Source organism: Pectobacterium aroidearum, assembly GCF_015689195.1.
GTDB lineage: Bacteria > Pseudomonadota > Gammaproteobacteria > Enterobacterales > Enterobacteriaceae > Pectobacterium > Pectobacterium aroidearum.
Genome location: NZ_CP065044.1, coordinates 2123116 through 2148499 on the forward strand (window position 1 = coordinate 2123116; position 25384 = coordinate 2148499).

Sequence of the window (25384 nt, forward strand, 5' to 3'; positions counted from 1 at the left end):
CCTTAAGATTATCAACATGACTGAATCTTTTGCTCAACTCTTTGAAGAATCCCTGAAAGAAATCGAAACCCGTCCTGGTTCCATCGTACGCGGTGTTGTTGTTGCTATTGACAAAGATGTCGTACTGGTTGACGCCGGTCTGAAATCTGAATCTGCCATTCCGGTAGAGCAATTCAAGAACGCACAAGGCGAACTGGAAATTCAGGTTGGTGATGAAGTTGACGTTGCTCTGGACGCTATCGAAGATGGCTTCGGTGAAACGCTGCTTTCTCGCGAAAAAGCTAAACGTCATGAAGCATGGCTGACGCTGGAAAAAGCCTACGAAGAAGCTGCAACTGTTACCGGTATTATCAACGGTAAAGTTAAAGGCGGTTTCACTGTTGAGCTGAACGGCATTCGTGCGTTCCTGCCAGGTTCTCTGGTAGACGTTCGTCCGGTTCGCGACACGCTGCATCTGGAAGGCAAAGAGCTTGAGTTCAAAGTTATCAAGCTGGATCAGAAACGCAACAACGTTGTTGTTTCCCGCCGTGCAGTTATCGAATCTGAAAACAGCGCTGAGCGCGATCAACTGCTGGAAAACCTGCAGGAAGGCATGGAAGTTAAAGGTATCGTTAAGAACCTTACTGACTACGGTGCATTCGTTGATCTGGGCGGCGTTGATGGCCTGCTGCATATCACTGATATGGCTTGGAAACGTGTTAAACACCCAAGCGAAATCGTCAATGTGGGCGACGAAATCACTGTTAAAGTGCTGAAGTTCGACCGCGAGCGTACTCGTGTATCTCTGGGCCTGAAACAACTGGGCGAAGATCCATGGGTTGCTATCGCTAAACGTTACCCAGAAAGCACGCGTCTGACTGGCCGCGTGACCAACCTGACTGACTACGGCTGCTTCGTTGAAATCGAAGAAGGCGTTGAAGGCCTGGTACACGTTTCCGAAATGGATTGGACCAACAAAAACATCCACCCATCCAAAGTTGTTAACGTTGGTGATGTAGTGGAAGTTATGGTTCTGGATATCGACGAAGAACGTCGTCGTATCTCTCTGGGCCTGAAACAGTGCAAATCTAACCCATGGCAGTTGTTCGCAGAAACCCACAACAAGGGCGACCGCGTTGAAGGTAAAATCAAGTCTATCACTGACTTCGGTATCTTCATCGGTCTGGACGGCGGCATCGATGGTCTGGTGCACCTGTCCGACATCTCCTGGAACGTGGCTGGCGAAGAAGCCGTTCGCGAATACAAGAAAGGTGATGAAATCGCCGCTGTTGTTCTGCAGGTTGACGCAGAGCGCGAGCGTATCTCCCTGGGCGTGAAACAACTGGCTGAAGATCCGTTCAATAACTACCTGTCTGTTAACAAGAAAGGTGCTATTGTTACTGGTAAAGTTACAGCAGTTGACGCCAAAGGTGCTACAGTTGAATTAGCAGATGGCGTAGAAGGCTACCTGCGTGCTTCTGAAGCCTCTCGCGACCGCGTTGAAGACGCGACACTGGTTCTGAACGTTGGCGACAGCGTTGAAGCGAAATACACCGGTGTTGATCGTAAAAACCGCGTTGTTAGCCTGTCTGTTCGTGCGAAAGACGAAGCTGACGAGAAAGATGCAATCGCAACTGTCAACAACAAGCCTGAAGAAAGCAATTTCTCCAACGCAATGGCAGAAGCGTTCAAAGCAGCTAAAGGCGAGTAATCACAACGGTAGAATGAGCAACGTAAGTTGCTCATTCTTGTAACGGTAGTCAGTTATCCTGGTTATTGATAGCCACGCATTTGGAGGAGCTATGACCAAGTCTGAACTTATTGAAAGGCTTGCTGGACAGCAATCTCATATCCCGGCCAAAGTGGTTGAGGATGCAGTGAAAGAAATGCTCGAACAAATGGCTTCTACGTTAGCCGAAGGCGATCGTATAGAAATCCGTGGGTTTGGCAGCTTTTCACTTCACTACCGTGCACCGCGTGTAGGTCGTAATCCGAAAACGGGTGATAAAGTTGAGCTGGAAGGTAAGTATGTCCCTCACTTTAAACCGGGCAAGGAACTCCGCGACCGCGCTAACATTTATGGTTAATCGTTAGCCATAAATACCAGCCTTATAAAAGCACCCTATATTGGGTGCTTTTTTATGTTTATCGTTCTTCTTCTTTCCGAACGACTGCACGACTGATGATGTGACCGACTGGCCGTTCAGAAAAACACCACGCTATATGCCTCTTTTTTTCCTGCCATTCCATAGGTTAAGTGACCGCCCGCACACGAAATATGAATTTTTTGATTTTCAACCGTTTGGACGTTGAAGTTTTGAAGGTTGTTACCTATTTTTCATTCGGAACATTAACATTTCTAATACGTTATCTCTAAATAAGGAAAGTGTATGAGTGAAGCGTGTGGTCATTCCGGCGGCATAAGCTGTTCCTGTTGCAGTCCTCTGTGGAAATCATTTCTTCCTAAAACGTCAATTGATATCCCGGAAGAAGAAAATAGTCTGTTTACCGAAACGAAATTATTCCGCTCTGCGCCAAATAAAGATGGTAGTCCTGGAAAAGCGATTCTGACGCTAGAGGATGGGCTGGACGTGGCGGTTGAAGCGATGGGGATTCATGATGGACTCGTGGTTGCAACGGGTTCATACCAAGATGTGAAGGCCAAAATGCCGAAAAACACACCTGAGCACCTATTATCAGGTAAGCAAGCACTGTTGCCAGGCCTGATTGAACCGCATGTACATATCATTAATACGGCGATGTTATCTGCTATCGGCAATGACGTTAGCCCATTTGAAGAACAGATATTACGCAAAGATTATAATAGAGATTGGGTGACATCCAGCCTGGCTACGAAGGTGGCGGCAAAGTCGGATTCGGACTGGCTTATTGGCTTTGGTGCAGACCCTTCCTTGTTTATTGGTGGAGAGAAGGAATTCAATGCCACCATTCTTGATGAACATGTGACGGATAAACGACCCGTTTTTGTCATCAATGCCTCAATGCACATTGCCTATATCAATACCTGTGCCATTAAACTCGTCAAAACTAAAGGCGTTGATGCTCCATCGGACGGCATTCTGAACGAAATCAAGGGTATAAAGCCTGTTGTGGACGTCATTACCAGTAGTTACTCCCAAACAGAATTGGCGGCGAAGTTAGTTGCCGCAGTGCATCATTTGTTTGGTGTGGCGAGTCAGCGCGGTGTGACTTATATGCTTGATGCGGGCGTTGAACCCAAAAGCGAGCAGTCTGCTTTTGATCAAGTGAGCTTGCTGGATAAATGGGCGCATCTGCCGGGCTGCCCGGTGCGGATTGGTGGCGCGCTGCTCGTGACGAGTGATGGTGATTTCAAGAGTCACGTGGTCGATTCTTACTCCCCAGGCTACGGTGATGAACATTTTCACTTACCGTATATCAAGATTATTTCGGATGGCTCTAATCAAGGGCTGACGGGGTATCAGTCCAAGCCGTATTGTTGTAACAGCCGCTATGAAAAAACGCCGAGTGAAACAAATGCTGGTGCTTTCAACTTCGATCCTCTCACGGACATCAATACGTTGGTGAGTAGCGTTGTGCAACATAAATGGCCGTTGATGATTCATACGAATGGCGATGAGGCCATTAGTCTGACATTAGCGTCATTTCAAGAGGCTGGCGTGACATCTGATACCTATGAACAGCGCCGCGATCGTCTGGAACATGCATCCCTGCTGAGTGATGAGCATCTGTCTGAAATGGTGTCATGTGGTATTTCGCCGAGTTTCTTGATTGGTCATGTGGGGTATTGGGGCTGGGCATTTCAGCAAACTATATTGGGAGAAGGTCGGGCTAATCACCTCGATCGCTGCCAGACCGCACTTAATGACGGGATGAGGATTACGTTACACAGCGATAACGGTGTTACACCGCTTGGTCCGCTGCGCATGATGGAACAGGCTATTTCACGGGTGATGGAAGGTGCACCTCAACAGGCGACTCCTGCTGTGCTGTGTGAGCAAGAACGGATTTCCCGTTTCGCTGCGCTTAAAGCCACAACCTATGATGCTGCCTGGCAATGTCATGCAGATCAGTGGGTCGGTTCGCTCGTCGCAGGTAAATGTGCTGATTTTGTTATTTTGGCGGATTCTCCGCTGACCTATGACTCAGCAGACAAGAATAATCCGGTTAAAGATATGCGTGATATCCCGGTTCTGGAAACCTGGAAAGGGGGACGTAAAGTGTATTCAGGAACGGGTCATTCTTAACGTCGCATCATGCTAAAGCCCCGCGTTATCATTGACCGATAACGCGGGGAAAGGTTTACTTATTGTGACGCTCTTTCAGACGATTGATGATGGTCGCCAGATCCAAATCTTGATCCTGCAACAGCACCAGCAAGTGGTACATTAAATCTGCGGCTTCGTTGGTCAGTTCTTCGCGGTCATGCACCGTTGCTGCTAATGCGGTTTCCAGTCCTTCCTCACCCACTTTCTGCGCAATACGCTTGGTGCCGCTGGCATACAGGCGTGCGGTATACGAGCTATCTGGATCGGCGTGCTTACGCTCGGCCAGCAACTGTTCCAACTGATAGAGGAACGTCCAGTCGCTGGCAGCAGGCGAGAAGCAGCTGCTGGTGCCCAGATGACAGGTTGGCCCGATTGGGTTAACCAGAATCAGCAGCGTATCGTTATCGCAGTCTGGCGTAATAGAGACGACATTCAGGAAATGTCCCGAAGATTCACCTTTGGTCCACAACCGCTGTTTGGTACGCGAGAAAAACGTGACTTTTCCGCTTTTCTCTGTGGCCTGCAAGGCATCCTGATTCATGTAGCCCAGCATCAATACTTCACCGGATACCGCGTGTTGCACGACAACCGGCAGCATGCCGTCCGTTTTTTCCCAATCGAGTTGGTTCAGTTGTTTGTCGTTTAAAAAGCACTCTTCGCTTAACACACTCGAATCTCCACACCCTGTTGCTTAAGATATTGTTTCAGCTCGCCAATATTAATAATTTGCTTGTGAAACACCGATGCTGCCAGCGCGCCATCTACATGAGCGGTTTGGAATGCATCCAGAAAATGTTCCATGGTGCCTGCGCCGCCGGAAGCAATAAGCGGAACATTGCAGACATCACGCACCAGATTGAGCTGGTGTAAATCATAGCCGTTGCGCACACCGTCCTGATTCATCATGTTCAGCACAATCTCACCCGCGCCGCGCTTTTGCACTTCTTCTACCCAGTCCAGCGTTTCCCAGGTGGTAACCTTGGTACGTGCTTCATCGCCTGTGTATTGATTAACGTGGTAGCGACCTGTCGTGGCATCGTGCCAGGTATCAATCCCGACGACGATGCACTGCACGCCATAACGATCGGCCAGTCGCGTAATCAGCTCTGGATCGGCCAACGCCGGTGAGTTGATGGAAATTTTATCCGCGCCGAAAGAGAGGATTTGACCTGCTTCTTCCACGCTTTTAATACCGCCTGCCACGCAAAAGGGAATATCGATAACTTCGGCAACGCGGGATACCCAACTTTTATCGACCACTCGGCCATCGGAAGAGGCGGTAATATCATAAAACACGAGCTCATCAGCACCTTCCTGCGCGTAGCGCTGCGCCAGCGGCACGATGTCACCGATGATTTCGTGATTGCGGAACTGCACACCTTTGACGACCTGACCGTTACGCACGTCCAGACAAGGGATTATCCGTTTTGCCAGCATGAAATAGCCTCCGCGACGTTAAATTTACCTTCCAGCAGCGCACGACCCACGATCACGCCTTGCACACCGCTGCCGCGCAAATTGGCGATATCTGTCAGGTTACCTATACCACCGGATGCCTGAAAGGCAATCTGCGGGTAGCGCTGGCTGATTTCACGATAGAGCTCGACGTTGGAGCCGCTCAACGTACCGTCACGGGAAATGTCAGTACACAGTACATGCTTCAGACCGAACGGCAGATATTGCTCGACGACCTGCTCAAGCGTGGCGTCAGAATTTTCCTGCCAGCCGCTGATGGCGACGAACTTTGTGCCGTTGGCGTCAATACGCACGTCCAGCGCCAGCACCAGCGCTTCTGCGCCGTAGCGGGTGAACCATTGCTGAACCAATTCCGGCTGTTTCACGGCGGTGGAACCGATAACGACACGGCTGGCGCCAGCTTTTAATAACGCTTCCACGTCCTGTTCGGTGCGAATGCCGCCGCCGATCTGAACCGGTACGCTAACGCCAGCCAACAGCGTGGTTAATAGCGGAATCTGGCGGGCAGAAGGATCTTTTGCACCGGTCAAATCCACCAAGTGCAGCACGCCAGCCCCTTGCTGCTGGTAATCCTGCAGGCGGGGAAGCGGGTCGCTGCCGTACTGGCGCTGTTGGCCATAATCACCCTGATGCAGACGGACAACCTGTCCATCAATCAGATCTAATGCGGGAATAATCATGACGCTCTACATCTCCAGAAAGTTTTTCAGCAGTTGCGCACCCGCAGCACCGGAGCGCTCTGGGTGGAATTGCACGCCAAAGAAATTATCTTTTTCCAGCGCGGCAGTGAACGCTTCGCCGTAGTTGGCTTGGGCAATCGTGTTTTCGCAGACTGGCATGGCGTAGCTGTGAACGAAATAGAAATAGGCACCGTCATCGATATCGCGGAATAAACGGTGTCCGGCCTTCGGAATCACCTGATTCCAGCCCATGTGTGGTAGCGGCAAGCCGTGGTCAACCATCTTTTGCACTGGCGAATCGACAATCCCCAGCGTGGGGATACCACCATTTTCGTCGCTGTGTGTCCCCAGCAATTGCATGCCGAGGCAAATACCGAGAACTGGTTGAGTACAGGCTTTGATCAGTGCGATCAGTTCACGCTCTTCCAGTTGGTTCATCGCCGCCTGCGCGGTGCCAACGCCCGGCAGAAACAGCTTATCTGCCTGCAGGACTATCTCGGCCTCGCGACTGACTACGGGGGTATACCCCAATCGCTGAACGGCATAGGTTACCGAAGAGAGGTTGGCGCAGCCGGTATCAAGAATGACGACCTTCATCAGAGCACTCCTTTCGAGCTCGGCAGCGTATCACCCTCGACGCGAATTGCCTGGCGCAGCGTGCGTCCGAAGACTTTAAACAGGCTTTCCACACGGTGATGATCGTTACGCCCCTTGGTTTTCAGGTGCAGCGTACAGGCCATGGAATAAGACAGCGAGCGGAAGAAGTGTTCGACCATTTCCGTGCTCAGGTCGCCCACGCGCTGGTAGCTGAACTCCGCCTTATATTCCAGATGCGGACGCCCGGAAATATCCAGCGCACAGCGTGCCAGACACTCGTCCATCGGCAGGACAAAGCCAAAGCGACCAATACCGCGTTTGTCACCCAGCGCTTTATTCAACGCTTCGCCCAGCGCCAGACCGGTATCTTCCACCGTGTGGTGATCGTCAATGTACAGATCGCCTTTCACTTCAATATTCATGCGGAAGCCGCCGTGGGTGGCGATTTGATCCAGCATGTGATCGAAGAAGCCGACGCCAGTGTTGATTTTGCTGCCGCCTTCCTGATCCAGCCAGACGTTCACGTCAATCGCGGTTTCGCGCGTAACGCGGTTAACGTGGGCATGACGATTGCGTTTGGTTAACTGGTTGGTAATCGCTTGCCAGTTCAACCCGCCGCGCTGGTAGAGCAGGCCAGTAATGCCCATGTTTTGCGCCAGTTGGATATCGGTCTGGCGGTCGCCGATGACGTAGCTATTTGCCACATCCATCAGGCCATTATTCAAATAGCTGGTGACCAGTTCGGTTCTGGGTTTGCGGCAAGCGCAGTTATCCGCTGGCAAGTGTGGGCAAATCAGCACTTGTTCAAACTGGATGCCCTGCGATGTCAGAATCTGCATCATCAGGTTGTGCGGTGGATCGAAGGTTTCTTGCGGAAAGCTTTCGGTTCCCAGTCCATCCTGATTCGTGATCATCACCAGCGTATAGCCAGCTTTTTGCAGCGCCAGCAGCGAGGGAATGACATCTGGTTCCAGCGCCAGTTTATCCAGACGGTCAACCTGAAAATCCTCAGGCGGTTCAGCAATCAATGTTCCGTCACGGTCGATAAAGAGGTATTTCTGGCCCACGTGAGCTCCTTAAAATTAAGCGTTGATGCCCGGCAGTGATTGTAATGCAGCAACAACGCGTTCGCATTCGTAGCGGTTGCCGATAGTAATGCGCAAACAGCCTGCAAGGCTCGGTTGCTTATTTTGGTCACGCAGAATAATGCCCTGATCCCACAGTGTTTTAAATACAGACGGGGAGGCGGTAAAACGAACCAGCAGATAGTTACTTTCGCTGGGGAAGACTTCTTCAATGCAGGGAATGTCTTTTAAGGCATCGCTCAGCCAGCGGCGAGCGGACGTAATCTCTTCAACATTCGCCTTCATTTTGGCGATCCCTTCACGGCTCAGCGCCTGCGCCGCAATATCTGCCACGGGGGTGGACAGAGGATAAGGGGCAATAACTTTCAGCAGAAGCTGAATCACTTCAGGGTTTGCCAGCGTAAAGCCACAACGCAATCCGGCGAGCGAAAAGGCTTTAGACAAGGTACGCAGAATTACCAAATGAGGAAACTCGTCCAGCCAGACCGCGGTAGTCGCCTGCGGGCAGAATTCAATATAGGCTTCATCGATAACGACCAGCGCTTTTCCCTGTGCCATCGTGAGCAGCTGGCGTAAATCTTCTCGTGCAATCAGGTTGCCGGTCGGGTTATTCGGGCTGCAAACGTAAATGACTTTGGTGCCATCCAACTGTGCCTCGATAGACTCAAGATCCAACTGCCAGTCAGCTTTACTGGCTGCGGTGCGACGTTCTACACCAAACGTTTCGGCGCTAACGGCATACATACCGTAGGTCGGTGGACAGAACAGGATGGCGTCTTTCCCCGGTTCGCAGAATGCACGGATCAGTAATTCGATGCCTTCGTCGGCACCGCGGCTGACCAGAACCTGCTCCGGCTGAACACCCGCATACTCGGCGTAACGATTGATGACCTGTACCGGCTGACATTCCGGGTAGCGGTTCAGCGTCTGTAGCGTCAACTGAAACGCGGGGGCTTCCGGGTATTCATTGGCGTTCAGCCAAACATCGCCGTTGCCGCCCAGACGACGGGCAGACTGGTAGGGGGTTAATGCACGGACGTTGGCACGTGCCAGTTGTTCAATGCTGCTCATGCTTGCTCCTTCAGTGCTGCGACACGCAGGGTAACGGCGTTTTTGTGGGCAGTTAGCTGTTCGGCCTGTGCCAAGGTTTCTATCGTCGGTGCCAGTTGCAGTAACCCCTGCGGCGTGAGCTGCTGTACGGTCATGCGCTTCTGGAAATCGGCCAGACCCAGGCTTGAATAGGTTGAGGTATAACCATAGGTCGGCAGAACGTGGTTAGTACCGGAGGCGTAGTCGCCAGCGGACTCCGGCGACCAGTCGCCGAGGAACACGGAACCGGCGCTGGTGATGCTATCAACCAGTGATTCGGCATCGCGCGTCTGGATGATCAGGTGCTCTGGGCCATATTGATTGCTGATCTCAACGCACTGCGCCAAATCACGTGCGACGATGACGCGGCTACTGGCAAGTGCCTGACGCGCGATGTCTGCACGGGACAGTTGCGTGAGCTGTTCTTCAACGGCGTCCGCCACGGCTTTAGCCATTGCTGCGTCTGGCGTGAGCAGAATGACCTGTGAATCTGGGCCGTGCTCTGCCTGCGACAGCAGGTCGGAGGCAACGAACGCGGGCGTTGCGCCGCTGTCGGCGATCACCAGCACTTCGGAAGGACCGGCGGGCATATCAATGGCTGCGCCATCAAGCTGCTGGCTAACCTGACGCTTGGCTTCCGTGACGTACGCATTGCCAGGGCCAAAAATTTTGTCTACTTTCGGCACGCTCTCTGTGCCAAACGCCATCGCAGCAATCGCTTGCGCGCCGCCGAGCTGAAAGACTTCTTTAATGCCGCACAGCTGGGCGGCATACAGAATTTCATCGGCAATCGGCGGCGGTGAGCACAGCACCACGCGACCGCAGCCGGCGATGCGCGAAGGCGTTCCCAGCATCAACACGGTTGACGGCAGTGGGGCGGAACCGCCAGGGATATACAGTCCGACGGTCGCGATAGGGCGAGTGAGCTGCTGGCAACGCACGCCCGGCTGCGTTTCGATATCGACAGTCGGCAGCTTTTGCGCGTTGTGGAATGTTTCGATATTACGCACGGCGATCGCCATCGCCTGTTTGACGTCATCACCCAGACGCGCCGCGGCTGCGGCGATCTCGGCATCGGTGACGCGAATCGCATCCACCTGAACTTTGTCAAATTGGGCGCTGTAGTCGCGCAGGGCGTTATCACCACGGCTTTTTACGTTTGTCAGAATGTCGCTGACGATGGCGGTAATGCGGTCTGACGCGGAAATGGCCGGGCGAGTCAGTAGCTGACGCTGCTCTTCTGCTGAGCAGCGCTGCCAGTCGACGAGCGTGCTGAAACTGCCGGTGCTGTTGGTGTTATCAGCCATCGTCATCACTCCATCATTTTTTCAATCGGCAGAACCAGAATGGAACTGGCACCCAACGATTTCAGTTTTTCCATCGTTTCCCAGAACAGCGTTTCGCTGCTGACCATGTGCATGGCGACGCGACTTTGGTCACCCGCCAGTGGCAGAATGGTTGGACGCTCGGCGCCGGGCAGCAGGGAAATGACTTCTTCCAGACGTTCGCTAGGCGCGTGCAGCATGATGTATTTTGACTCGCGCGCCTGAATCACGCCCTGCATACGGGTCAGCAGTTTATCGATCAGCTGTTGTTTCTCTGCGGGCATCTCGCCGTCGCGTTGAATCAGGCAGGCTTTGGAGCGGTAAATCACTTCCACTTCACGCAGGCCGTTGGCTTCCAGCGTGGCACCGGTCGATACCAGATCGCAGATGGCATCGGCCAGACCAGCACGTGGTGCAACTTCGACAGAACCGTTAAGCAGACAGGATTTGAAGCTGACAGATTTTCTGTCGAGATATTGTTTGAGCAGGTGAGGATAAGAGGTGGCGATACGTTTGTTTTGCAGACACTCAGGACCGGTATAGTCTTCGTCCAATGGCATCGCCAGCGACAGGCGGCAGCCGCCAAAGTCCAGACGGCGCAGCGTGAAGTAACGCGGATCTTCGCCCTGAGCGCGGCGGTTTAACAGTTCTTCTTCCAGAACGTTTTCGCCGATGATGCCCAGATCGACCACGCCATCCATCACCAGACCGGGGATATCATCATCGCGCACGCGCAGGATATCAATCGGCATATTTTCTGCGAACGCGATCAGGCGCTGTTGCTGTAAGTTGATTTTGATCCCGCAGCGCGCCAGCAGTTCGCGTGAATCGTCGCTCAGGCGGCCTGACTTCTGCATTGCTATCCGTAAACGTGTTTTATCCAGCATGGAAACCTCATTAACCTGTCAAATTTAAATTTTTGGAAATAGAGCGAGCATAAAAAAACGTCGGGAACGTTTTTTAACGTTGCATAGCAACGGCCTGCAAGGTGCGCGCAAGGATAGCGCGCATAAAAAAACCCTCGGAAGATGATCTTCCGAGGGCTCTCTTTGTGTTCTGCGCCACTGGAAGATCTTAACGTCTTCCAGCACCAACTGCCCGAAAGACTAATCAGGATGATGGTGATGATGGTGGTTAAACAGAACGCGTGTCATAAGTTGTCTCTTGGTTGTGTCAGTATTTATTAAATCAATAACGATTTGTCTGTCGAATAACCTAAACCATGTTCGGGTTGTTGTGCAACATTTTTTTAGCAGATGTAGGCAGTTCATTTTGGGTTGTGTGATGCGCCTGCCTAACCGCACGGGATATCGGCTTGTGATAGGCAGAAAGGGTTGCTGAAATCGGACAGGCAGCCGTAGCGATAGGTATGAAAGCCGTTTACTCTGTAGGCGTGCGTAGTGTTACTTAACAGGCTCCTTGCAGGGGAGAACGGCTGATGAAAAAAGTATCGATTGTTGGATTGGGCTGGCTGGGTATGCCGCTGGCTTTGACGTTGAATGGACACGGCTACCACGTAACGGGAACGAAAACCACTCAGGACGGCGTCGAGGCCGCACGTATGAGCGGCATTGAGTGCTATCAATTGTCTCTGACGCCAAAATTGGAATGTGACGCTGACGAGCTTAGCGCGCTATTACAACAGGTTGATGTCTTGATCGTGACGTTGCCCGCCAGCCGAACGGCGGAGGGGGGTGAAGGGTATGTGCAAGCGGTACAGCAGTTGGTGAATATGGCGCGTGTGTTTCATGTCCCGCGCATTATCTTTACCAGTTCAACGTCGGTCTATGGTGATGGTAGCGGTATAGTAAGAGAAACCTCGCCGCTACAACCGACGACGGTAGCAGGGAAGACGCTGGTGTCCCTCGAACAGTGGCTACAGCATTTACCCGATACGTCGGTGGATATCCTGCGTTTGGCAGGGTTGGTCGGCGGCGATCGCCATCCCGGGCGTTTTCTTGCTGGTAAAACCAATCTGCCGCGTGGCAATCATGGCGTGAATCTGGTGCATCAGGAAGATGTGCTGGCGGCTATTCTGTTACTGCTGAAACTACCGAACGGTGGACATATCTATAACCTGTGCGCACCGGAACACCCTGCCAGACAGGATTTTTATCCTGAACAGGCGCGTAGGTTGCACGTGTCTCCGCCGCAGTTTGCCCCCGTAGCCGAGAGCGATCGGGGTCGAATTGTTGATGGACAGCGTATCTGCCATGAACTTGGGTTTGACTATCAATATCCTAATCCATCAACAATGCCGCTGAACGAGGGGGCGCAGAGTTAAGCATCATATGCATCAGGGTTTTGATATCACGGTTTTTGATATCACGAATAGGATGTTTGATTTGCCCGGACGCACATGGAGCTATCCGGGCGTGAGCGGTTAAAAAGACGTCCAGTCGCTCTCTGGCGAGACGGTTTTTTTGTCTGCCGTTGGCACTAGTTTTGATAGCGCATGTCGTGGCGTAGAGGAAGACGCACGTAAAGCGGCGCGGTTGTCAGATTGGGACATGCGAAAGTGTTCGAGCAACTTCCTAATGATAATTCGTGAGGTTTCTCTCCTGCGGTTGGACAACGGCACTGCAAATTCAGGTTGAACTACCAATAAGCGTTACTGAAACCGTTTAAGAATAAACACAGATAATTTTGATTGTTTTTTAATTTTTAAAAAATAGAGAAGGAAATGGATGGATGAGAAACGTATTGAAAATACAAGTAGGGTAAAAATAACGAATGGTTAAATTTGGTATTAATGTCGGCGGATCTGACAGATCGATTAATCGCGTTATTCTTTTCCTGAGTTCTTATCGCATTTTTTATCTACCCTATCTTACATCGGCGTCTGTCTCTGCTGCATACCCTGTGACGGCACATTTCGCCGCCATAGGATAGGGATGTGGTACCTAGTGGGTGTGCTTTGTACGATACAGCCGACGTGGATGACCAATCTTTCCGTAACGCATTTCGATATCGAGAAACTGGTTTTCAACGCAAAACTCCAGATAGCGGCGCGCCGTCGTTTTACTCAACCCGGTTTTTTCGACGATATCATCGACGGAATACAGCGTCTCACCGCCATCGCTGGCAAAAATCTGCTTGATCAACCCCAGCGTGTTCTCCTCAATACCTTTTGTTGATGAGGAAGGCGCGGCACCGGACGATTGCAACTGATAGAGAATATCGACGTTCTGTTGATCGACAATTTTGTAGGTGTGCTGAGTTTTTACAAATTGAATAAATCGCTCCAGCGAAGAGCGCAGTCGCGGATAGGAGAGCGGCTTGATGATGTAGTCAAAGGCTCCGCAGCGAATGGCCTGAGCGCAGGTGTTCATATCGCTGGCTGCGGTAATAAAGATGACGGAACAGTCCATTCCTTTGAGCAGTTGGCTTTCAATCAGCGAAACCCCTTCGCCGTCGGGCAAATAGTTATCGAGCAGGATCAGGCGTGGTCTATGTTGTTGAAGGAGTTTTTTGGCTTCAAAAAGCGTCGCGGCAATCCCGACAACACGCAGATTGAAATGCTTTTCAATAAATTCAGCATGAATAGTTGCCAGCTTACTTTCATCTTCAACGATTAAGACATCGAAATGTTCAGTGTGCTGCATGGTGTGAATCCCTGTTAGTATCTGAAACATAAAAGAAGATCTGCTATCCGTTACACCTGTCATATTTCACGTTGCCTATGCGTCTTGCAACTTTTGGCAGATCAACTTATTTGGGGGATAGCGGTATAAATAGGGAAAATATGCTGCCATTCGGCTGATTGGTCGAGACTTCAATCATTCCCTGCGCCTGGTTAACGTAGCTAGACACCAGATGCAGCCCCAGCCCGTGATCGCCCTGCGTTTTACTGGTTACGCCCATTTCAAACAACCTATCGGCAATCGCCGGATCGATCCCCGTTCCCTGATCGGCGACCTCAATGACCAGTTCTTGTTCGCTATCATAGATATACACCTCGACAGGATAATGTGGGGCTGTAGTGGCTAATGTTGCTTCCATTGCGTTATCCAGCAAATTACCAATGATGGACATGAATTCCGTCTCGCTTAGCGCCGATGGAATATGGGTGAGCTGGCAGCGTGGATCGAAAACAATCTCAATGCCTTTTTCCCGAGCCGTTGCGTATTTACCCAGCAGTAACCCGCACAGTGCGGGCGAACAGAAGCGGCGGGAAACAAAATCCAGCACTACCTGGGCGCTTTCCGACTGTGCTTCAATATATTTTATCGCTTCGTCATAACGTTTTAGATGCAGGAGCCCGGCCAGCGTTGCTGTCCAGTTCAATTGCTCATGCCGCAGAATACGCAGACTGTTTGCATAACGCTTTACCTGACTAAGCTGCATGCTAAGCGTATGGATATCGTTTTTGCTGCGGAAGCTGATGACCCAGCCCTGAAGCTCATCTTCCAGCATAATCCGTACCCGACTGGCAATCACGGTGGCATGGTTAAAACGGCAGATCTCATCGTGGGTGTCGCTGTTCCACATGGCCTCGCCAGAGAAAAAAGGCACGGGTTTAATGACGGTATCAATCGGCTTGCCGCGCAACAGATAGGACGGTTCGTTCAGCCCGAGGATCTCTTTGGCCGCATGGTTAATGGCGGCGATGCGGTGCTGTTTGTCGATGGCGATGACCCCTTCATAGATCGATTCGAGCAGTGCTTTCTGTTGCCTGACCAACATGCGAATCTCAAGAGGTTCGAGGCCAAACATCTGCTTTTTCAGATTCCGCGAGAACCACCAGGAAAAGATAAACAGTGCGACAAAGAGCGCCAGAATGGCCAACAGAATGTGCGCCAGTTTACTGAAGGTCAGGTTGTCGATGTGAGTTTTCAGATAACCAACGGAGACAATACCGATAACCTGACCGTCAGCGATGATCGGTGCTTTGCTGCGTAGTGAGACACCTATGCTACCGTGACGCACGGTAATCACGCTTTTTCCCGCGAGTACGTCGAAATTATCTCCGCCGACCATTTGCGTGCCGACGAGCTTATCGCTTTCCGCGTATTCAGAATGAAACAGATGACGCGCCTGATTATCACCGACCACGATATAGCTGGCATCACTACGCTGTTTTAATTGCTGAGCTAGGGTATATATCTGTTTAATATCTCTATTTTTTACCGATTCCACCAGCGTTGGGATGATGGCGATCTCTCTGGCCTGCACCTGCGCGCGCGTACCCAACTCGGAATACAGCTGCTTATCGATATCGTGATAATAATAAATGCCTGTCATCAGAAGTAACGCAGAGAAGAAGACGATCAAATAGATAAATAATTTGATATGAAAGGAAAGTCTCAATCTCATGATATGCGGTTGCCTGACGGTAAATGAGAAATAGCTGATGAATTTATCACGAATGGTAATAAGAATGGACTGAGAGGAAAAAACTTGTGAGCAATAACACGTTTAAATAGGTTGCAAGCAATAGAGTGTCGGTAATAATAAGATAAAATTAAACGTATCCTTTTTGTTTAATAAACAACTTAATTACTTTTTATCAACATAATTATGTTTGGGAAATAAAAACCATAAACACCATAAAAACCTTAAAATTTATTTTGAGCGTAAATTCATCTAACTGCCTGCGTTATAAACGATTTTCGAATATAAACCATAAAAACCATAAACACCTTTAAAACTCATTTTTTAATTTGAAGGGAATCACATAATAATACGACCCTGAACCCTATGATGCGCTGACAAAATAAAACGGGGGAGTGAGTTATGAGTACGACTGATGATTCATATATTGTTGTAAATAATGAGGCGGCTGGGAAGGTCTCATTAAAGGAAAAATGGTGGCACATTCTGGATACCTATAAAGTAGGTATTATTCCGGTGCCGCTCTTTGTGCTGGCGGGGGTATTAATTGGTATCGACTGCCTGAATGGTAAGTTGCCGAGCGACATCGTTGTGATGGTGGCGACGCTGGCATTCTTTGGATTTGCCTGTGGTGAATTTGGCAAGCGTCTGCCAATTATCGGCAAGATGGGGGCAGCGGCAATCTGTGCGACCTTCATTCCTTCGGCGATGGTGCATTATGGCCTGCTGCCGGACGTTGTTGTTGAATCCACGACCAAGTTCTACAAAAGTACCAACATCCTATATCTCTACATCTGCTGCATTATTGTCGGCAGTATTATGAGCATGAATCGGCAGACGCTGATTCAGGGCTTCCTGCGTATTTTCTTCCCTATGCTGTGCGGTGAAGTTGCTGGGATGCTGGTGGGCATGGGCGTAGGTATTGCGCTGGGTCTGGATCCGTTCCAAATCTTCTTCTTCCTGATTCTGCCAATTATGGCGGGTGGGGTAGGTGAAGGCGCCATTCCGCTGTCTATCGGCTATGCCACGATTCTGCACATGGATCAGGGGGTGGCACTGGGCCGCGTCTTGCCAATCGTGATGCTGGGTAGCCTGACCGCTATCATCATTGCCGGTGTGCTGAATCAGTTGGGTAAACGCTATCCACACCTGACTGGCGAAGGCGAACTGATGCCGAATAAAGGCAACAATCTGGGCAACGGTGAAAGCAGTGCCCCTGCTTCTGCCTTTAGCGGTAAAGCCGATGTGACGACCATTGCTTCTGGCGCGCTGCTGGCCATCCTGCTGTATATGATCGGTATGCTTGGCCACAAAGTCATTGGCCTGCCTGCGCCAGTCGGTATGCTGTTTGCCGCTGTGCTAGTGAAGTTGGCTCACGGCGTTTCACCGAAAATGCTGGAAGGCTCTCAGGTGGTTTATAAATTCTTCCAGACTTCCGTGACGTACCCAATTCTGTTTGCCGTTGGCGTGGCGATTACACCGTGGCAGGAACTGGTGAACGCTTTCACGATTCAAAATCTGCTGGTGATTATTTCTACCGTAGTCACGCTGGTCGCGACGGGCTTCTTTGTGGGTAAAAAGATCGGTATGCACCCGATTGATGTTGCCATTATTTCCTGCTGCCAGAGCGGACAGGGCGGTACCGGTGACGTCGCGATTCTGACGGCGGGTAACCGTATGGTGCTGATGCCTTTCGCGCAGATTGCCACACGTATCGGCGGTGCCATTAACGTTTCGATTTCACTACTGGTACTCGCCAACTTTTTAGTCTGATGTCAGACAGAAAATAAAAGATGCTGAGCCAAGAAATCGTGTGTTGAAAAAATAAGTTGAGTTAACGAAATAAATTCCGCCAATACGCGTGGGTTTATTTTGCACAGGAAATATTATGAAACTTGCAAGCTATCGTTATAACGGTAAGGACAGTTACGGCATTTATACGCCAACGGGATTAATCGATCTCGGCAGTAAAATTGGTCACCGTTACCCCGATCTGAAAGCATTACTGGCGCAGAATGCACTACCTGTTGCGCATGAATTCAGTATGAATACGTCGGATATTGCGGTCGCCGATGTGACGTTCCTACCGGTTATTACCGCACCAGGGAAAATACTGTGCGTAGGAATGAATTATGCCGCTAAACGTCAGGAATTTAATGAGCTGAATCCTGCGCCAACGTTATTTGTGCGGTTTGCAGATTCGCAAACCGGACACGCGACGCCGGTTATTAAACCGCATTATTCCAGCGAATTCGATTATGAAGGCGAACTGGCGGTCATTATCGGTAAAGGCGGGCAGAATATTTCTCAGGATGTCGCGCTTTCTCATGTTGCTGGTTACAGCTGCTACATGGACGGCTCTGCGCGTGACTGGCAGCACAGTTGGTTTACCGCAGGCAAGAACTGGCAGAAAACCGGGGCGTTCGGCCCTTATCTGACCACCACGGATGAAATTCCCGATCCGCATGTACTGGCAATCCGCACGTATCTGAATGGCCGCATGGTACAGGACGACAATACCAGCAGCATGATCCACAAAGTGGCTGAATTGATTGAATACATCAGCACCTTTACTGAACTGAGTGCGGGCGATGTGATCATCACCGGTTCACCGGGCGGCGTGGGGAAAAAACGCAATCCGCCGCTGTTTATGAACGCCGGTGACTGTATTGAAGTGGAAATCGAAAACATCGGTCATTTACGCAACACGATAGTGGATGCCGCTGCGCCGTTGAAATCGACGCTGACTGCCGCTGAAGCTGCCGCACACTGAGCATAAGTGTAAGTACAAGGCTGCCGGTGTGAAAACCGGCAAGCCTGCAATGATGCCATAACCCATTCGAGTTGCAGGAAGAACCGTGATGTATGCCAATGATTCCGTCTTTTTTGACACGCTGGATGTGCGCCTTCGGGAGCAGGAGAGGGGCGCGGTACGTCAATTCCTTGCACACTGTCAGCTCGGCATGGATGACGATATTGACATCGTTGTGGTTGGCAAACTGGGCGGGCGACTGATCGCCTGCGCAGGGCTGGCTTCCAACACCATTAAGTGCGTTGCGGTCGATCCTGAATTCAGGCACCTCAATCTGGGCGTGCAGGTGGTGAATGAAGTGATGCAGCAGGCAGCACAGCGCGGCCATTTCCACCTGTTTCTTTATACCCGACCGGAAAATGTCGACATCTTCCGTGGATGTGGTTTCTATCCGCTGGCGTGCTATCAGGACAACGCAGTACTGATGGAAAATACGCCGATTGGCATTCAACAGTATTGCCAGTCTTTAGCTGCCTTCACACAGCCTGAAGCGCTTGCGACGCGGACAGATAAAAAGATCGGCGCCATTGTCATGAATGCGAATCCTTTCACGTTAGGGCACCGCTATCTGGCGGAACACGCGGCGCAGTCGTGCGACTGGCTGCATGTATTCGTGGTACGGGAAGATGTTTCTTTTTTCCCTTTCAGCGAGCGCCTGGAGATGGTGCAGCGTGGCGTGGAGCACATCCGCAATATCACGGTGCATGCTGGCTCGAACTACATGATCTCTAAAGCGACGTTCCCCGGTTATTTCCTGAAAGAAGAGAAGCTCATCACCCGCGCCCATGCGGCGCTGGATTTAATCATTTTCAGGAAATATATCGCGCCAGCGCTCGGGATCACCCAGCGTTTCGTTGGCACCGAACCCTTTTGCCCGGTGACGAATCAGTACAACCAGGACATGCACTACTGGCTGGAGAAAGACCAGACGCTGTCTTCCCCCGCATTAAGCGTGGTTGAAATTGAACGTAAACGGCAAACCTCAGGACTGGCCATTTCCGCTTCGGAAGTCAGGAAATTACTCAAACTTCGGCAGTACAGCCGTATTCAGGACATCGTGCCAGTCTCAACCTTTGAGCATTTACAGCACTACTACGAACCCGAATACGCGTAATTAAAATTAATCAGGATAAGTCTATGAAGATTGTTAAGGAGTCCCTGGCGGGCACCTTTGAATCCAGCGATCTGCTGGTCAAAGTGGCTCCGGCAGACGGGAAACTCACCGTGGTTATCAACAGTGAAGTCATGAAGCAGTTCGGCCACCAAATCAAACAGGTTGTGAATGAGACGCTGGCGGCGCTAGGCGTACAAGAAGGGACAATCATTGTGGATGACAAAGGCGCACTGGATTGTGTCATCCGTGCCCGCGTGCAAAGCGCGGTGCTGCGCGCGACAGACGGACAGCAGATTGAATGGGAGACATTATAATGAATAAACTTCGCCGCAGTATGCTGTTCCTCCCCGGTGCTAACGCCGCCATGCTGTCCAATGCATTTATCTATAAGCCTGACTCCATCATGTTCGATCTGGAAGATGCGGTTTCCCTGCGGGAGAAAGATACCGCACGCCTGCTGGTTTTCCATGCGCTACAACACCCGATGTACCGCGATATTGAAACCGTGGTGCGTATCAACCAGCTCAGTACACCGTTTGGTCTGCTGGATCTTGAAGCGGCGGTGCGCGGCGGTGCCGATGTGATCCGTCTGCCGAAAACGGACTCCACCGATGATGTGGATGAACTGGAACATCATCTGGTTCGTATCGAAAAAGCCTGCGGCCGTGAAGTGGGTTCTACGCGCATCATGGCAGCGATTGAGTCTGCGGTTGGCGTCATTAACGCGGTCGCGATTGCACGTTCTTCCGAGCGCATGATCGGGATTGCGCTGGCGGCGTTTGACTACGTGATGGATATGCAAACAGAGCGCGGCGATGGCACGGAGCTGTTTTATGCCCGCTGCGCGGTGCTGCATGCGGCTCGCGCTGCCGGTATCGATGCCTTCGACGTGGTCTATCCCAACGTCAATGACGATGCAGGCTTCCTGAAAGAGGTCGATCTGATCCGCAAGCTGGGCTTCAACGGTAAATCCCTGATTAACCCGCGCCAGATTGAGCTGTTACACAACGCCTATGCGCCTACGCAGGATGAAGTGGACTATTCCCATCTGGTGATCAAAGCCGCCGAAGAGGGCGAACGTGCCGGTCTGGGCGTTATTTCCCTGAATGGAAAAATGATCGACGGGCCGATTATCGACCACGCCAGAAGAGTGCTGGAACGTGCTCAGGCCTCCGGCGTTCGCAAATAGCCGTTGCGCGATTACACCGCAACGGCCGCTCTCAGGAATTACAGGATTAGACAATGAGTCATTTTATTGAAGCACTGCAAAAGCAGTACCCGGAAAAACGTCATCTGCAAGCTTTCGTCAACGCGAATCAAAATACACCGTGGCTGAATGATGTTGCCCAAAAGCATGAGCGCAAACTGTGTGCCGATCTGGAAGACGCGATTCGTCACAGCGGCCTGAAAGATGGAATGACGATCTCTTTCCACCACCATTTCCGCGAAGGCGATAAAGTGATTAATCTAGTGATTGATACACTGGCACGCATGGGCTTTCGCGACCTGACGCTGGCATCCAGCTCACTGATGAGCTGTAACGCACCGCTGATTGAACATATTAAGGCAGGTGTGATCAGCCGGATTTACACCTCTGGGATGCGCGGCAAGCTGGCCGACGCCATTTCCCACGGACTCATGAAAGAACCGGTACAAATCCATTCCCACGGCGGTCGTGTTCATTTGCTGCAAAGCGGTGAACTGAATATCGATGTCGCTTTTCTGGGCGTACCGTGCAGTGATGAATTTGGTAACGCCAACGGTACCGTCGGGAAATCCAGCTGTGGCTCGCTGGGCTATGCGATGGTCGATGCGCAGTTTGCCCGTAAAGTGGTACTGCTGACCGAAAGTCTGGTGCCGTTCCCCAATATGCCCGCCAGCATCGTGCAGGATCAGGTGGACTATATAATTCAGGTTGATGAAGTCGGCGATCCGGCCAAAATCAGCGTGGGCGCGGCGCGCGTCACCAGCAATCCGCGTGAGCTGTTGATTGCCCGTTCTGCGGCGGATGTGATTGAACATGCTGGCTATTTCAAAAATGGTTTTTCTATCCAGACCGGCTCCGGTGCGGCCTCTACGGCCTGTACGCGTTTCCTCGAAGATAAAATGCGTCAACAGAACATTGTGGCGCGTTTTGCCCTCGGCGGTATCACCGGCGGCATTGTCGATCTGCATGAAAAAGGGCTGATCGAAAAACTGATCGATACGCAATGTTTTGATGCCAATGCGGCGGCGTCACTGGCGAAGAATCCAGGCCATGTCGAGATTTCCACTAACGTTTACGCCAACCCAAGCTCTAAAGCGGCCTGCTGCGATCAGTTGGATATGGTGATTCTCAGCGCGCTGGAAATTGACACCGATTTTAATGTCAACGTGATTACCGGCTCCGACGGTGTGATGCGCGGGGCGTCCGGTGGGCACTGTGACGTCGCGACAGCCGCGAACCTGACCATTGTCGTGGCACCGCTGATCCGCAGCCGTATCCCGACCGTGGTGCGTCAGGTGACGACGCGCGTTACGCCGGGAGAAAGCATTGACGTACTGGTGACCGATCACGGCATTGCCGTAAACCCGGCGCGTCCTGAAGTTGCTGAACGTCTGAAACAGGCGGGGCTGACGGTGATGACGATTGAGGCGTTGTATCAGCGTGCGATTGAGTTGGTTGGTGAACCACGCGCTATCGAGTTTCATGACCGCATCGTCGGCGTCATTCGTTATCGCGATGGCAGCGTGATTGACGTCGTTCGTCAGGTGAAAGAAGCCGACGAATAAGCGTGAACGCATGAGGGAATCGATGATGACAAATGCTGTTTCCATTTCGCTGGAAACCTTACTCGCGGCAAAGGAATGCCGCGCAGTTCGCCAGCAAGAATGGCTCACTCGGCACGGTGCGACGCTGGTGTCGTTGACGCTGGTTACGCCGGGGCCAGTAAAAGATAGCGAAGGCTATCGACAGGTGATGGCCGAAGCGATCAAAGCATTCACGTTTCTGTGTCAGGCAAGAGGTTGGATGGTGCTGGAACAGCAGACATTCTGGTTGGCAACCGGAGCGGAAGCGCTGTGGGCCATCACCAAAGATGCGCTGTCGGTGAAAGCGGCGACTATTGCGCTGGAAGATAGCCACGAACTGGGGCGGCTATGGGATTTCGACATCTTCAGCCCGGAAGAGGGATCGATCGGTCGGTCGATGCTGGCGCACAGCGGACGCTCCTGCCTCTTGTGCAATCAGATGGCACACGCCTGTAGCCGTTCACGTCGCCATTCGTTATCTGAATTACTTGAGCACATTGAGGACAAGGTCAATGCCTACTTTACGCCAGCCTGACGGTGTACTGTCGGTCGCACTCTCTCATTCCGTCGTCAGCGAGTATCGGGAATGTGATTCGTTGCCGGATATCGACCAGCGTGTTGCGCATGCGTTGACGATGGAAGTAATGCTGACGCCGAAACCTGGACTGGTGGATCGTGCGAATAACGGTGCTCATCGTGATATGGATGTGGCGCTATTCCAGACCAGCATTCAGGCGATTTCGCCTTGGTTTCGGCATTTTACCGATGCGGGTTATCAGCACGCCAATATACCGCTAGCGCAACTGCTGTCTCAGGTTCGGCCTATCGGTATCGCTTGCGAACAGGCGATGCTGTCCGCGACGAAAGGCGTGAATACCCATAAAGGCGGAATTTTCGCGTTTGGCCTGCTGTGCACTGCCGCAGGCTGGTTGGCAGGGCGGGGAGAGCGTGTGACGCAGCGCAGCCTGTGCGACAGCGTTGCCGCAATGTGTCACGATCTGGTACGTAATGAGCTGGAAACCTGCTCCGGCGCGGCAACGGCGGGTGAGCACCTCTATCAGCGTCATGGGCTGACGGGCGCAAGGGGGGAAGCCGCTAGCGGTTTCAATACCGTATGTCAGTACGCACTACCTGCTTTGCAGCAGGCGATTGCCGCTGGGGCGGATAACGAAACCGCGCTGTTACGGACGCTGCTGGTGCTGATGGCCCACAATCCTGACACCAATGTCGTCTCTCGCGGTGGAATGGACGGACTGGCGTTTGTGCAAGCTTACGCGCAGAAATTACTGGTTGGTCCGCTGGATCGTCAGGCGCTAATCAAGATGGATGACGCACTGATTGCCAAAAACCTTAGCCCAGGCGGTAGTGCCGATTTGCTGGCGTTAACCTGGTTGCTGTATCACTATCCTGCCGAATAGCGTTGCGGGCCCATACACTGGGGCAGAATAGTCGCTTAATGGCAATATTGTACTCATCAACGATGTACAGAAAAACGCCATTATCTGGTCGCTTCTGCTCACCTTTTTTCTATTATTCCGCTAAAGTAGTTGGGCAAACTGCCGATATCGTTTGCACAAATCTATATCTTACGATTTCAGACACTCCGCATGATCGTTTTCAATATGCAGTCAGTACGGTGGCATCGTAGTGGCACACATAGACTTGAAAGATAACGGAGAGGCGTGCATCAATATAAGCCATTGACACATAATCCATGTAAATAATGGTGGGGATGAAAGCGGTGAATGAAAATTTGAAAGAGCAGTTTGTTAAGCGCAACAAACTGGCTATCTGTGCAACCCTGCGCGAATTAAAGAAGAATGATATTTCTCTGATGGTTCATCATTCTCACGGTCAGTTCATCAGTAAAATTCTTGACGTTGTACCGGACAACAACCTGTTTGTCTTCGATTTAGGCGGTATTGAGCGTGAAAATAATCGCGCGCTGTATGCCGGATCGCTCTCTTTTGTCGCAGAGCCTGCGGGTGCAAAGGTTGAATTTAATGCCGAAATTGCGAAAACGGTAACTTACGATGGGCTGCCAGCCTTCAGCGCGCAGATTCCTGAACTGCTTTATCTTATCCAACGTAGAACCTATTTCCGCATCAATACGCCACTCTGGCCGCCGTTGACGTGCCGTGGCGAACTGCCGGATGAAAGTGTTTTCCTGTTTACTATTAAAGATCTCTCGTTGGGTGGGTTGAGCCTGTATACCGACCGTGACACCACCGGGCTGTTGACCGAAGGCGACATCATTAAAAGCGTGGAAATGGATCTTGCCGATCACGGCTTCTTCTGCGTCGATTTGCAGTTCGTCGGTCAGGCAATGGTGAAAGTCGTCGATAACAAAGGCGAAGTGAAACTCACGCAGCGTTTGAGCTTCAAATTCCCTTCACTGAACGCGGCACAGGAGCGGGATCTTCAGCAGGTGATTTTTGAGCTGGAAAGATTACAAAACGAAAAGAAAAAGCGGTTCCAGGAATTGTAATTTTTAAGCGCGACCTTTTGTTTCGGCTTTACACATAACAGCAACGTTTTTCATTACAAGTATTAACGTATTTATCCTGAAATGATTCAGGCTGCGGAGCAAAATATGATTGTTTTGCATGCGAAAAATCAATACACACGCCGCTTGATGTATGACGGGGATAAATAAATTGTTTCCAACGTTCTCAGAGCCTTGTCAGATGAGATCGTCTGGTGCAGAATACGCGCCTTGCAAATAACCGACGTCTAATAGCGTCGGTTATTTTTTTACATTTATGCTCGTCAACCTTTCAGGTTACAGGGGTATTGGTGTGGTTTCTTACCTTCTCTGTGGCTCGGTTTGCTGGG

Annotated in this window: 24 protein-coding genes and 1 other annotated feature; of the genes, 13 read left to right on the plus strand and 11 right to left on the minus strand. The window is 51.3% G+C overall.

Annotation, left to right across the window (positions count from 1 at the left end; all coding sequences use genetic code 11):
- The first annotated feature begins 16 nt into the window (after positions 1 to 16).
- The 3 genes from rpsA to I2D83_RS09545 all read left to right on the plus strand — a co-directional run bounded on the left by rpsA (position 17) and on the right by I2D83_RS09545 (position 4226).
- Positions 17 to 1690, plus strand: coding sequence for a 30S ribosomal protein S1 (rpsA, locus tag I2D83_RS09535; RefSeq protein ID WP_015839988.1), 1674 nt, complete (start codon positions 17 to 19; stop codon positions 1688 to 1690).
- A gap of 91 nt (positions 1691 to 1781) precedes the next feature.
- The gene (gene ihfB, locus I2D83_RS09540; protein WP_005967571.1) at positions 1782 to 2066 is read left to right on the plus strand and encodes an integration host factor subunit beta; all 285 of its coding nucleotides are present in this window, start codon (positions 1782 to 1784) and stop codon (positions 2064 to 2066) included.
- A 303-nt stretch (positions 2067 to 2369) separates the two neighbouring features.
- Complete coding sequence (locus tag I2D83_RS09545) at positions 2370 to 4226, plus strand: amidohydrolase (RefSeq protein WP_205947997.1); 1857 nt, start codon at positions 2370 to 2372, stop codon at positions 4224 to 4226.
- Positions 4227 to 4281: 55 nt separating this feature from the next.
- Here the strand turns inward: I2D83_RS09545 and hisIE are convergent, their stop codons facing one another.
- From hisIE to hisL, 9 genes are all read right to left on the minus strand, one after another.
- Positions 4282 to 4845 (minus strand): bifunctional phosphoribosyl-AMP cyclohydrolase/phosphoribosyl-ATP diphosphatase HisIE, encoded by a 564-nt coding sequence (hisIE, locus tag I2D83_RS09550; protein ID WP_219607029.1) that lies wholly within the window; start codon positions 4843 to 4845, stop codon positions 4282 to 4284.
- Positions 4846 to 4907: 62 nt separating this feature from the next.
- Positions 4908 to 5684, minus strand: coding sequence for an imidazole glycerol phosphate synthase subunit HisF (gene hisF, locus I2D83_RS09555; RefSeq protein ID WP_015839991.1), 777 nt, complete (start codon positions 5682 to 5684; stop codon positions 4908 to 4910).
- Complete coding sequence (gene hisA / locus I2D83_RS09560) at positions 5666 to 6403, minus strand: 1-(5-phosphoribosyl)-5-[(5-phosphoribosylamino)methylideneamino]imidazole-4-carboxamide isomerase (protein WP_005967577.1); 738 nt, start codon at positions 6401 to 6403, stop codon at positions 5666 to 5668. Before hisA ends, hisF begins: the two co-directional genes overlap by 19 nt.
- A gap of 6 nt (positions 6404 to 6409) precedes the next feature.
- The gene (hisH, locus tag I2D83_RS09565; RefSeq protein ID WP_015839992.1) at positions 6410 to 7000 is read right to left on the minus strand and encodes an imidazole glycerol phosphate synthase subunit HisH; all 591 of its coding nucleotides are present in this window, start codon (positions 6998 to 7000) and stop codon (positions 6410 to 6412) included.
- Positions 7000 to 8067: a bifunctional histidinol-phosphatase/imidazoleglycerol-phosphate dehydratase HisB gene (hisB, locus tag I2D83_RS09570; RefSeq protein ID WP_180776973.1), complete on the minus strand. Its 1068-nt coding sequence runs from the start codon at positions 8065 to 8067 to the stop codon at positions 7000 to 7002. The genes hisH and hisB overlap by 1 nt, the downstream gene beginning before the upstream one ends.
- A gap of 15 nt (positions 8068 to 8082) precedes the next feature.
- On the minus strand, positions 8083 to 9156 hold the full coding sequence (gene hisC / locus I2D83_RS09575) for a histidinol-phosphate transaminase (RefSeq protein WP_181846600.1): 1074 nt from the start codon (positions 9154 to 9156) through the stop codon (positions 8083 to 8085).
- The gene (hisD, locus tag I2D83_RS09580; RefSeq protein ID WP_180776971.1) at positions 9153 to 10481 is read right to left on the minus strand and encodes a histidinol dehydrogenase; all 1329 of its coding nucleotides are present in this window, start codon (positions 10479 to 10481) and stop codon (positions 9153 to 9155) included. The genes hisC and hisD overlap by 4 nt, the downstream gene beginning before the upstream one ends.
- Positions 10482 to 10486: 5 nt before the next feature.
- A complete protein-coding gene (gene hisG, locus I2D83_RS09585; protein WP_015839996.1) occupies positions 10487 to 11386 on the minus strand; it encodes an ATP phosphoribosyltransferase in 900 nt (299 codons plus the stop codon).
- A 122-nt stretch (positions 11387 to 11508) separates the two neighbouring features.
- Positions 11509 to 11630, minus strand: a sequence feature (His leader region).
- On the minus strand, positions 11606 to 11653 hold the full coding sequence (gene hisL, locus I2D83_RS09590) for a his operon leader peptide (protein ID WP_106389040.1): 48 nt from the start codon (positions 11651 to 11653) through the stop codon (positions 11606 to 11608). It overlaps the preceding feature by 25 nt.
- A 284-nt stretch (positions 11654 to 11937) precedes the next feature.
- On the opposite strand from hisL, the gene I2D83_RS09595 reads away from it, so the two are divergent.
- On the plus strand, positions 11938 to 12783 hold the full coding sequence (locus I2D83_RS09595; RefSeq protein WP_205947999.1) for an SDR family oxidoreductase: 846 nt from the start codon (positions 11938 to 11940) through the stop codon (positions 12781 to 12783).
- 619 nt (positions 12784 to 13402) lie between these two features.
- Here I2D83_RS09595 and I2D83_RS09600 read toward each other — a convergent pair.
- On the minus strand, positions 13403 to 14104 hold the full coding sequence (locus tag I2D83_RS09600) for a response regulator (RefSeq protein WP_015839999.1): 702 nt from the start codon (positions 14102 to 14104) through the stop codon (positions 13403 to 13405).
- A gap of 106 nt (positions 14105 to 14210) precedes the next feature.
- On the minus strand, positions 14211 to 15815 hold the full coding sequence (locus I2D83_RS09605) for an ATP-binding protein (protein WP_205948000.1): 1605 nt from the start codon (positions 15813 to 15815) through the stop codon (positions 14211 to 14213).
- 420 nt (positions 15816 to 16235) lie between these two features.
- Here I2D83_RS09605 and I2D83_RS09610 point away from each other — a divergent pair, with 420 nt between their 5' ends.
- From I2D83_RS09610 to I2D83_RS09650, 9 genes are all read left to right on the plus strand, one after another.
- A complete protein-coding gene (locus I2D83_RS09610; protein WP_015840001.1) occupies positions 16236 to 17606 on the plus strand; it encodes a 2-hydroxycarboxylate transporter family protein in 1371 nt (456 codons plus the stop codon).
- A gap of 115 nt (positions 17607 to 17721) precedes the next feature.
- Entirely contained in the window at positions 17722 to 18606 is an 885-nt protein-coding gene (locus I2D83_RS09615) for a fumarylacetoacetate hydrolase family protein (RefSeq protein ID WP_181828403.1), read from the plus strand.
- A gap of 88 nt (positions 18607 to 18694) precedes the next feature.
- A complete protein-coding gene (citC, locus tag I2D83_RS09620; RefSeq protein WP_205948170.1) occupies positions 18695 to 19759 on the plus strand; it encodes a [citrate (pro-3S)-lyase] ligase in 1065 nt (354 codons plus the stop codon).
- Positions 19760 to 19782: 23 nt separating this feature from the next.
- Positions 19783 to 20073: a citrate lyase acyl carrier protein gene (citD, locus tag I2D83_RS09625; protein WP_015840004.1), complete on the plus strand. Its 291-nt coding sequence runs from the start codon at positions 19783 to 19785 to the stop codon at positions 20071 to 20073.
- Positions 20073 to 20948 (plus strand): citrate (pro-3S)-lyase subunit beta, encoded by an 876-nt coding sequence (gene citE, locus I2D83_RS09630; protein ID WP_014915099.1) that lies wholly within the window; start codon positions 20073 to 20075, stop codon positions 20946 to 20948. Before citD ends, citE begins: the two co-directional genes overlap by 1 nt.
- A 53-nt stretch (positions 20949 to 21001) precedes the next feature.
- Positions 21002 to 22531 (plus strand): citrate lyase subunit alpha, encoded by a 1530-nt coding sequence (gene citF / locus I2D83_RS09635; protein ID WP_205948001.1) that lies wholly within the window; start codon positions 21002 to 21004, stop codon positions 22529 to 22531.
- A 25-nt stretch (positions 22532 to 22556) separates the two neighbouring features.
- On the plus strand, positions 22557 to 23084 hold the full coding sequence (citX, locus tag I2D83_RS09640) for a citrate lyase holo-[acyl-carrier protein] synthase (protein WP_080516310.1): 528 nt from the start codon (positions 22557 to 22559) through the stop codon (positions 23082 to 23084).
- Positions 23062 to 23967, plus strand: coding sequence for a triphosphoribosyl-dephospho-CoA synthase CitG (citG, locus tag I2D83_RS09645; protein ID WP_205948002.1), 906 nt, complete (start codon positions 23062 to 23064; stop codon positions 23965 to 23967). The genes citX and citG overlap by 23 nt, the downstream gene beginning before the upstream one ends.
- A gap of 314 nt (positions 23968 to 24281) precedes the next feature.
- Entirely contained in the window at positions 24282 to 25037 is a 756-nt protein-coding gene (locus I2D83_RS09650) for a flagellar brake protein (protein WP_180776962.1), read from the plus strand.
- Positions 25038 to 25384 lie beyond the last annotated feature (347 nt).